This window comes from Aeromicrobium terrae, from assembly GCF_008039565.1.
Classification (GTDB): domain Bacteria; phylum Actinomycetota; class Actinomycetes; order Propionibacteriales; family Nocardioidaceae; genus Aeromicrobium; species Aeromicrobium terrae.
Window position 1 is genome coordinate 398,114 of sequence record NZ_VDUX01000004.1, and the last position, 8,454, is coordinate 406,567.

At 70.8% G+C, this 8,454-nt stretch carries 8 protein-coding genes; 5 read left to right on the top strand and 3 right to left on the bottom strand.

The features are described 5' to 3' along the window. Positions 1 to 2 precede the first annotated feature (2 nt). Positions 3 to 1,181 (bottom strand): alcohol dehydrogenase catalytic domain-containing protein, encoded by a 1,179-nt coding sequence (locus tag FHP06_RS11035; RefSeq protein WP_147686676.1) that lies wholly within the window; start codon positions 1,179 to 1,181, stop codon positions 3 to 5. A gap of 111 nt (positions 1,182 to 1,292) precedes the next feature. Here FHP06_RS11035 and FHP06_RS11040 point away from each other — a divergent pair, with 111 nt between their 5' ends. After that, a complete protein-coding gene (locus FHP06_RS11040) occupies positions 1,293 to 1,751 on the top strand; it encodes an SRPBCC family protein (RefSeq protein ID WP_147686678.1) in 459 nt (152 codons plus the stop codon). Here the strand turns inward: FHP06_RS11040 and FHP06_RS11045 are convergent, their stop codons facing one another. Further along, entirely contained in the window at positions 1,752 to 2,603 is an 852-nt protein-coding gene (locus FHP06_RS11045) for a glucose 1-dehydrogenase (protein WP_147686680.1), read from the bottom strand. It lies immediately after the preceding gene. Between the two features lie 50 nt (positions 2,604 to 2,653). Here FHP06_RS11045 and FHP06_RS11050 point away from each other — a divergent pair, with 50 nt between their 5' ends. Together FHP06_RS11050 and FHP06_RS11055 are read left to right on the top strand one after the other, a co-directional pair. Continuing rightward, positions 2,654 to 3,367 carry a methyltransferase gene (locus tag FHP06_RS11050; RefSeq protein ID WP_230973480.1) on the top strand — a complete coding sequence of 238 codons (714 nt, stop codon included), beginning with the start codon at positions 2,654 to 2,656 and terminating at the stop codon, positions 3,365 to 3,367. After that, complete coding sequence (locus tag FHP06_RS11055) at positions 3,364 to 4,791, top strand: FAD-dependent oxidoreductase (protein ID WP_147686682.1); 1,428 nt, start codon at positions 3,364 to 3,366, stop codon at positions 4,789 to 4,791. Before FHP06_RS11050 ends, FHP06_RS11055 begins: the two co-directional genes overlap by 4 nt. Here FHP06_RS11055 and FHP06_RS11060 read toward each other — a convergent pair. Continuing rightward, positions 4,772 to 6,901, bottom strand: a complete 2,130-nt coding sequence (locus tag FHP06_RS11060; protein ID WP_222706450.1) for a DEAD/DEAH box helicase — start codon at positions 6,899 to 6,901, stop codon at positions 4,772 to 4,774. The two genes, FHP06_RS11055 and FHP06_RS11060, sit on opposite strands and share 20 nt — an antisense overlap. Before the next feature lie 252 nt (positions 6,902 to 7,153). Here FHP06_RS11060 and FHP06_RS11065 point away from each other — a divergent pair, with 252 nt between their 5' ends. Beyond that, a complete protein-coding gene (locus tag FHP06_RS11065) occupies positions 7,154 to 7,702 on the top strand; it encodes a hemerythrin domain-containing protein (RefSeq protein ID WP_147686684.1) in 549 nt (182 codons plus the stop codon). 136 nt (positions 7,703 to 7,838) lie between these two features. Then, positions 7,839 to 8,126, top strand: a complete 288-nt coding sequence (locus tag FHP06_RS11070; RefSeq protein ID WP_147686686.1) for a GIY-YIG nuclease family protein — start codon at positions 7,839 to 7,841, stop codon at positions 8,124 to 8,126. Positions 8,127 to 8,454: the final 328 nt, after the last annotated feature.

An 8,454-nucleotide genomic window follows, 5' to 3' on the forward strand; every position in this document is an offset into this window, starting at 1 on the left:
CGTCAGGGGGTGAAGACCATCTTGATGGCGCCGTCCGCCTTCTCCTGCCACATCTGGTACGCCTTCGGGGCCTCCTCGAGCGAGACGTGGTGGGTGGCGAAGCCCTCCAGCCCGAGCGGGTCCTGGTCGTTCTCGGCGAGCGGGAGGATCTCGTCGGCCCAGTTCTTCACGTTCGCCTGACCCATCCGCAGGCTCAGCTGCTTGTCGAAGATCGTCTTGAGGTCGATCGGGTCGACGGCTCCGACGTAGACACCGCTCAGCGACACGGTGGCGCCGCGCCGGGCGATCGCGATGGCGAGGTTGAACGCGCCGAGCCGGTCGATGCCGGCGTTCAGCATGAGCGGCCGGGCGAGGACGTCGGGCAGCATGCCGACGGCCTTCTGTCCGGTCTCCGCGACCGGCGACCCGTGCGCCTCCATGCCGACGGCGTCGATGACGGCGTCGGCGCCGCGTCCGCTGGTGGCCTCGAGCACCTGGCCGACGACGTCCTGGGACTGCAGGTCGATCGTCTCGACGCCAAGCGAGGCCGAGCGGGCGAGGCGCTCCGGCACGAGGTCGATCCCGATCACGCGGATGCCGCGCAGGATCGCGATGCGAGCCGCCATCTCGCCGATGGGGCCGAGGCCCAGGATCGCCAGGGTCTCGTCGGCCTTCACCTCGGCGTACTCGATGGCCTGCCACGCGGTGGGGGCGACGTCGGAGAGGTAGAGGAACCGGTCGTCCGGCGGGCCGTCCGGCACCTTGATCGGACCGTAGTCGGCGTGCGGGACGCGGAGGTACTCCGCCTGCGCGCCGGGGACACCGCCGTAGAGGTCGGTGTAGCCGAACAGCGCGGCGCCGTTGCCGTGCTCGCGCACCTGGGTGACCTCGCACTGGGTCTGCAGCCCGCGGTCGCACATGAAGCACTGGCCGCAGGAGATCTGGAACGGCACCACGACACGGTCGCCGATCTCCAGGTTGCTCACGGCCGAGCCCTTCTCCACCACGCGACCCATCGGCTCGTGGCCGAGGACGTCGCCCGGGTGCAGGAACGGCCCGAGCGCCTCGTAGAGGTGCAGGTCGGAGCCGCACAGGCCCGACGAGGTGATCTCGATGACGGCGTCGGTCGGCTCCTGGATCGTCGGATCCGGGACGTCCTCGACGGACACCTTCCGCTTGCCCTGCCACGTGACAGCTCGCATGTGGTCCTCCTGAAGCTCGGTTGCCGAGGACGTACCCAACCCATCCGTCGCAAACCGTGGTTGAACCGGAAGCGGCGGGGTACAGGTCAGGAGCCGATGAAAGGAGTGCCCATGAGCACCATCACCGACTCCATCGACGTCGACGTCGACGTCACCACCGCCTACAACCAGTGGACACAGTTCGAGACCTTCCCCCAGTTCATGGAAGGCGTCGACGAGGTCAAGCAGCTCGACGACACCCACCTGCACTGGGTCACCTCGATCGGGCCCGTGACGCGCGAGTTCGACGCCACAGTCACCGAGCAGCACCCGGACGAGCGGGTCGCCTGGAAGTCCGACGACGGCCCCGAGCACGCGGGCGTCGTCACGTTCCACCGCCTCGACGACAACAAGACCCGCGTCTCGGTCCAGATGGACATCGACCCCGAGGGCTTCGTCGAGAAGGTCGGCGACGCCGCCGGCATCCTCGACCACCGCGTGAAGGGCGACCTCGAGCGGTTCAAGGAGTTCATCGAGTCGCACGACGGCGCCGAGACCGGTGCCTGGCGCGGCGAGGTCGAACGCCCCTAGTCAGAACACCGGCTTGCCGCCGGTGACGCCGAGGACGGTGCCGGACACGTAGCCCGCCTCCTGGTCGACGGCCAGGAAGACGAACGCCGGCGCCACCTCGGCGGGCTGGCCGGCCCGGCCGAGCGGGGTGTCCTCGCCGAACTTCTCCAGCTTCTCCACCGGCTGGGTCGCGGGCTGAAGCGGCGTCCAGATCGGGCCCGGCGCGACGGCGTTCACGCGGATCCCGTCCGGGCCGAGCTCGGCCGCCAGGTTCACCGTCGCGTTGTTGATGGCCGCCTTGGTGGCGGCGTAGTCGAGCAGCGTGGTCGACGGCTCGTACGCCTGGATCGACGCGTTGTTGATGATGCAGCCCTTCGACTCCCGCAGGTGCGGCACGGCCGCACGGGTCATCCAGAACAGGGCGTAGAGATTCGTGCGGAACACGCGGTCGAGCTGCTCGTCGTCGATGCTCTCCAGGCCGCCGCCGCGGGCCATCTGGAAGCCGGCGTTGTTGACCAGGACGTCCAGCCCGCCCAGGGCCTCTGTGGACTCACGGACGACGCGGTCGCACTCGCTGCTGTCGCGCAGGTCGGCCTCGATCGCCACCGCGCGACGACCGGCTTCCTCGACGAGGGCCGCGGTCTGCTTCGCGTCCTCCACCTCCTCGGTCATGTACGTGAACGCAACGTCCGCTCCCTCGCGCGCGTAGGCGATGGCGACGGCCCGTCCGATGCCGGAGTCGCCGCCGGTGATGAGCGCCCGCTTCCCCTCGAGCCGGGCGTGGCCCGCGTACGACAACTCGCCGTGGTCGGGCTGCGGATCCATCGGTGCGGTGAGGCCGGGCGGCTCCTGCTGCTGCGCTGGGAACGACATATCTGGCTCGTTCCCGTTTCCCCAGCGGTGAAACGGGGCACATAGGGCGGATGAGTGTCGAGTCACCCGACGTCCCGACGTCGCCTCCCACCGGCGGGCCCGAGATGATCCCCCGAGAGTCCATCGAGTTCGGCCCCCTGATCATCGCCTTCGACGACCGCGTCCTGCGTCCCCGCCCGTGGACCGCGGCCCAGTCCGAGTGGGCGGCCGACCTGGTGCCCAGCTTCTCCCCCGGTCCCCGCATCCTCGAGCTCTGCTCGGGCGCCGGGCACATCGGCCTCCTCGCCCTGAGCCTGGTCGACGAACGACACCCGGGCGCGTCGCTCGTCGCCGTCGACCTCAACCCCGCGGCCTGCGCGTACACGCTGCTGAACGCGGCTGCCGCCGGGCTCGAGGACCAGGTCGACGTCCGCGAGGCGCACATCGAGGAGGCGCTGTACACGTTCGAGACGTTCGACCTCGTCATCGCCGACCCGCCGTGGGTGCCGCACGCCGAGATCGGGAACTACCCGGCGGACCCCGAGCTGGCCATCGACGGCGGCGACGACGGGCTCGCCGTGACCTGGCCGTGCGTGCAGGCCGCGCGCCTTCACCTGGCCGTCGGCGGCGCGATGGTGCTGCAGCTGGGCACGACCGCCCAGGTCGACGCGCTCCGCGAACGCCTCGCCGCGGAGGGCGACCCGCTCCAGATCCTCGAGGTGCGCGAGCACGAGGGCGGCGTCCTGCTGCGGCTCGCGCGCACCGTGGAGGAGGACCTGCTGTGACGTCACCGTGGCTGGACCGGCCGTCGAAACCGGTCCAGGACCCACTGAACCCGGAGCAGCCCGTCGACGACCTCGTCGTGGGCGCCGGCCTCACCGGGCTGGCCACGGCCCTCATGCTCGCTCGGGCCGGCCGGGACGTGCTCGTCGTCGAGGCGCGGCACGTCGGCGCCGTCACGACGGGCAACACCACGGGCAAGGTGTCGCTGCTGCCGGGCACGAAGCTCGGCTCGATGCGACACAGCCAGTCCGACCGCGTGTGCCGGGCGTACCTCGACGCGTGCGAGGAGGGCCAGCAGTGGCTGTTGCGGTTCTGCGCGGACCACGGGGTCGACGTCGACCGACGCGACGCGATCACGTACGCGGCGTCGCCCGACGAGATCGGCACGGCGCGGCGAGAGCTCGAGGCCAGCCAGGCGCTGGGACTCGACACCCACTGGGTGGACAGCATGGACGTGCCGTTCCCGTTCCACGGCGGCGTGGTCCTGCCGGACCAGGCGCAGATCGACCCGATGCCGGTGCTCGACGCGCTCGTCGACCAGATCCACGAGCACGGCGGACGCGTGCACGAGGGCCGCCGCGTGGTGGGCGCCTCGCTCACCGGCACCCGTCGCGCCACTCTCGACGACGGCACCGAGCTCACCGCGAAGGAGATCGTGCTCGCCACGGGCGTCCCGGTCCTCGACCGCGGTCTGTTCTTCGCCAAGGTCGAGCCCAAGCGCTCGTACGCGCTCGCGTTCACCGGCGCCGCGGCGCCCGACGGCATGTTCCTCTCGGCCGGGTCCGCGCACAGCCGCTCGATCCGCGACGCGGCCGGACCCGACGGGTCACGGCGACTGCTGGTCGGGGGCGAGGGTCACACGGTCGGACGCACCGACTCCGAGCGTGGCCACGTCGACCGGCTCCGCCAGTGGACCGCCGAGCACTTCCCCGGTGCCATGGAGACGCACGCGTGGTCAGCGCAGGACTACAGCCCGCACGACGGGCTGCCGCAGATGGGCAAGCTGCCGCGCGGCGGCGGCCACATCTACATGGCCACCGGCTACGACAAGTGGGGCATGGCAGCCGGCATCGCCGCGGCACGCACGATCTCCGGCCAGATCCTCGGCAGCAAGCCGTCGTGGGCCACCACCATCGGCCGGCGCATCACCCGGCCTGCAGGTGCGGCGAAGATCGCGCGGATCAACGCGGGTGTGGGCGTCGCGCAGGTCGCGCAGGTGGCGGAGGGGCTCCGCGACCACACCTTCCCGAAGGGGTCCGGCGAGTCCTGCACGGTGACCACCGTGTGCACGCACCTCGGTGGCGCGCTCGACTGGAACGACGAGGAGAAGTCCTGGGACTGTCCGCTGCACGGGTCCCGGTTCACCGCAGACGGCGACGTGCTGGAGGGACCGGCGACGAAGCCGCTCAGGCGGCGGAAGGACTGACCTCGAGCGCCTCGGTGAGCAGGGCGACGAGCGCCTCGAGCTGGACGTCGCCGGCCTCGCCGACCTCCTCGTCGGAGCCCTCGAGGGCGCGGGCGGCGAGCCCGGCCTTGCTGTCGATGAGCTCGACGATCTTGGTGTCGATCGTCTGCGCGGCCAGGATGCGCCACGCGGTGACCGGCTCGGTCTGGCCGATGCGGTGCACGCGGTCGATGGCCTGGCGCTGCTCGGCGTCCGTCCAGGACAGCTCGGCGAGCACGACGTTGGACGCGACCTGCAGGTTCAGGCCGACGCCGGCCGCGGTGAGCGAGCAGACCACGACCGAGACGTCGGGATCGTTGGTGAAGGCGTCGATGGCCTCCTGGCGCGCCTTCGGCGTCTGGTCGCCGCGGACCGACGCGTGCCGCAGGCCGGCGCGGGTGAACGCCTCCTCGGCGATGTCCATGACCTCGATGTGCTTGGCGAAGAACACCACCTTGCCGGCGCTGCGCGCGAGCTGCGTCGTGTAGTCGGCGGCGAGGCCGGCCTTGGCGCGGCCGATCCGGCGGACCATGGTGAACACGTTGTCGCCGCCGGACTCGCTGGCCTCGTCGCGCTCCCACGCGGCGACCTGGCGGACGAGCTCGCGGTCGATGCCGTCGACGACGCCCTCGTCGCCGCGGGCCGCGAGCACGCGGTGGTAGCGGGCGACCATGCGCCGGGCGAGCTCCTGCTCCGCGGCGCGGATGGAGCGGCCCTCCTCGCCGTCGAGCTCGACCGGTAGGTCGGCGATGCGGCGGGCGGGGATGTCGGACGCGACGTCGACCTTGCGGCGCCGGACGATGCCGAGGTCGATGACGCTCTGACGCGCGGCCGGGTAGAAGCCGGCGTCGAGCGGCGTCAGGCCGGTCTCCTCCAGCGCGTGCATGAGCTCCGGGCCGGGCTTCTTCTCGTCGATCCAGCCCAGGAACTGCCAGATGGCACGGAAGTCGTCGATGTCGTTGATCAGCGGCGTGCCGGTGAGCGCCATCAGCAGCGGGCGCACCGTGCGGGTGCGGATGCGCTCGGACAGCTCGAGCGCGTGCTGCGAACGCTGCGACGTCTTGTTCTTGATGAAGTGCGCCTCGTCGAGCACCATGCCGCGGAAGCCGAACGTGCCGAGCCAGCCGATGTGGCGGTCGAGGATCTCGTAGTTGACGACGACGATGTCGGCGAAGCCGTCGACGTCCTGGCCGTCGCCGTGCACGACGGTGGCCGAGCGCTTGGGCGTCCAGATCTCCGCCTCGCGCGCCCAGTTGGTCTTGACGATGTTGGGCACCACGCAGAGCAGCGGGTAGGCGTCGGCGGCCTCGGCGGCGAGGAGTGCCTGGGCGGTCTTGCCGAGGCCGGGCTCGTCGGCGAGCAGGAACGTGCGGTGGCCCTCGGCGGCCGCGGCGACGACCTCGGCCTGGTGCTTCATCAGCTCGGGGCCGGCGCCGACGTGGTCGATGGGCTCGGGCAGCGCCATGCAGGCGGCGGCACCGTCGGCCGCGCGCTCGAACGAGGAGAGCAGCGGCTCGATGAGCTCCCAGGTGGAGAGGCGGGCCGTCTTGGTCTCGGGCCGCTGGGCGGCGCTGAAGTCGGGCGCCATGAACGGGTTGGTGAGCTGACGGGCCATGACGGACTGCGGCACGACGCGACGCTCGACGGGCGCGGCGACCTCGTCGGCCTCGTCCTCCGTGGTCACCTCGACCTCGGCGGCGACGCCGCCGGCGGCCAGCAGGTCGGCCCGGAGCGCGTTGGTCTCGGCGGACACCTCGGCGTCGTCGGCGAGCAGGGCCAGGAGGCCGGGTTCGCGCGCCGCGGTCTTGGCCAGGATGGTGCCGAGCCCGTCGAGGCGCTTCATCTGCTCGGTGCGCTGGGCGTCGGTGAGGTCGGGGTCGGTCTTGGCGCGGGCGCGCTCCTCGCGCACCAGCAAGCCGATGGCCTGGAAGGACGATCGGGTGGACGCCGTGACGCGTCCGCGCTGCACGGCGTTCTCCACGTCACGGACAGCCTTCGCCAGCACCGGCAGGAGTCCTTCCTGCTGGACGGCTGGGCGGTTGCCGCGCGAGCGTCGACGGTTGCCCGACCGGCGGGTGTCCGAGTTGGCCACAGGCTCCTCCTTGGATGAGCGGCCGTGCCGTGGACGCAGGAACGCCCGCGGAACACTGCGGCGTGCCGGCCAGACGTGCTGCCGACTTGCTGGTGCGAGCCCCTCGTGGCTGCATGGAGCGTGAGGAGGCGACCAATGACCGCAGTACCTGTCGAACCCGACCCGAACCACGAGGCTCGTCCCGAGGACGACCCCTCCATCGTACCGTCTGGCGAGCCCGAGAGCGCGCCGGATTCGCCACAGGAGATCTGAATGGACTCAGCCATCGACCTCGGGCGTCCCACGTCCGGCGACGTCGTCGACCTCATCCTCGAGGACCATGACCGGTTCGAGCGCCTGCTCCGGCAGCTGCGGAGCACGGCATCCGACCGCGACGCGGTCCGGCAGGCCTTCGCCGCCCTGCACGTTGCCCACGCCGAGGCGGAGGAGAAGCACGTCTACCCGCGGCTGAAGAAGGCCAGCTCGGTGACCAAGGACGAGGCCGAGCACGGCGAGCACGAGCACGCCGAGGGCAACGAGGCGCTCCTCGCGGTGCTGGAGTGCGCCGGCACGGACACCCAGAAGTTCGACGACGCCGTCGAGGAGCTCGCCCGCGTCGTGAACCACCACCTCACCGAGGAGGAGCTGACGATCCTCAACCCCGCCCGCGAGGACACCGGCGAGCAGCTGCGGGCCGAGCTCGGCGAGGCGTTCGCCACCGAGCGCAACCGCCAGATCGACGACGACTGCGGCCGCATCGAGAACGTCCGCCGCCTGGTCAACAAGGCCAAGCGCCACGGCCTCATCGACGAAGGCGAGTGACTCGGTGGTCGAGTGCCGAGCGAGCGCCAGCGACTTCGTTGGGGGCACCTCCCGCGGGCCTGCCCGTGGGGGAATCGAGACCACCACTGTGGAAGGCAGACTCGACTGCTCTTTGCGTCGTCGACAGGATTCGCGGATGGCGTGGATGTACATCCTCAAATGCTCCGACGACTCCTATTACGTCGGCAGCGCCAGAAACATCAAGCACCGTCTGTGGCAGCACCAGAACGGACTCGGAGCCGAGTACACGAAGCATCGGCGCCCTGTGGAGCTTGTCTACGCGGTCGAGTGCGAGAACGTCGGTCAGGCCTTCTGGCTCGAGAAGCGGGTGCAGAACTGGTCGCGCAAGAAGCGTGAGGCCCTCATCCGGGGCGACTTCGAAGCGTTGCCAGGACTGGCCAAGAAGGACTTCAAGCGAGGGTGATCTCGATACGCCTGCTCGCAGAGCTCGCAGGCACTCGATCACCGAGCCGCTCCGGTGGTCGAGTGCCCCCGCGAGCGCCAGCGAGCTGGGGGTGTATCGAGACCACCAGCAACGGTGATCTCGAAACACCCGCTCGCAGACCTCGCAGGCACACGATCACCGAGCCGCTCCGGTGGTCGAGTGCCCCCGCGAGCGCCAGCAAGCTGGGGGTGTATCGAGACCACCAGCAACGGTGATCTCGAAACACCCGCTCGCAGACCTCGCAGGCACACGATCACCGAGCCGCTCCGGTGGTCGAGTGCCCCCGCGAGCGCCAGCAAGCTGGGGG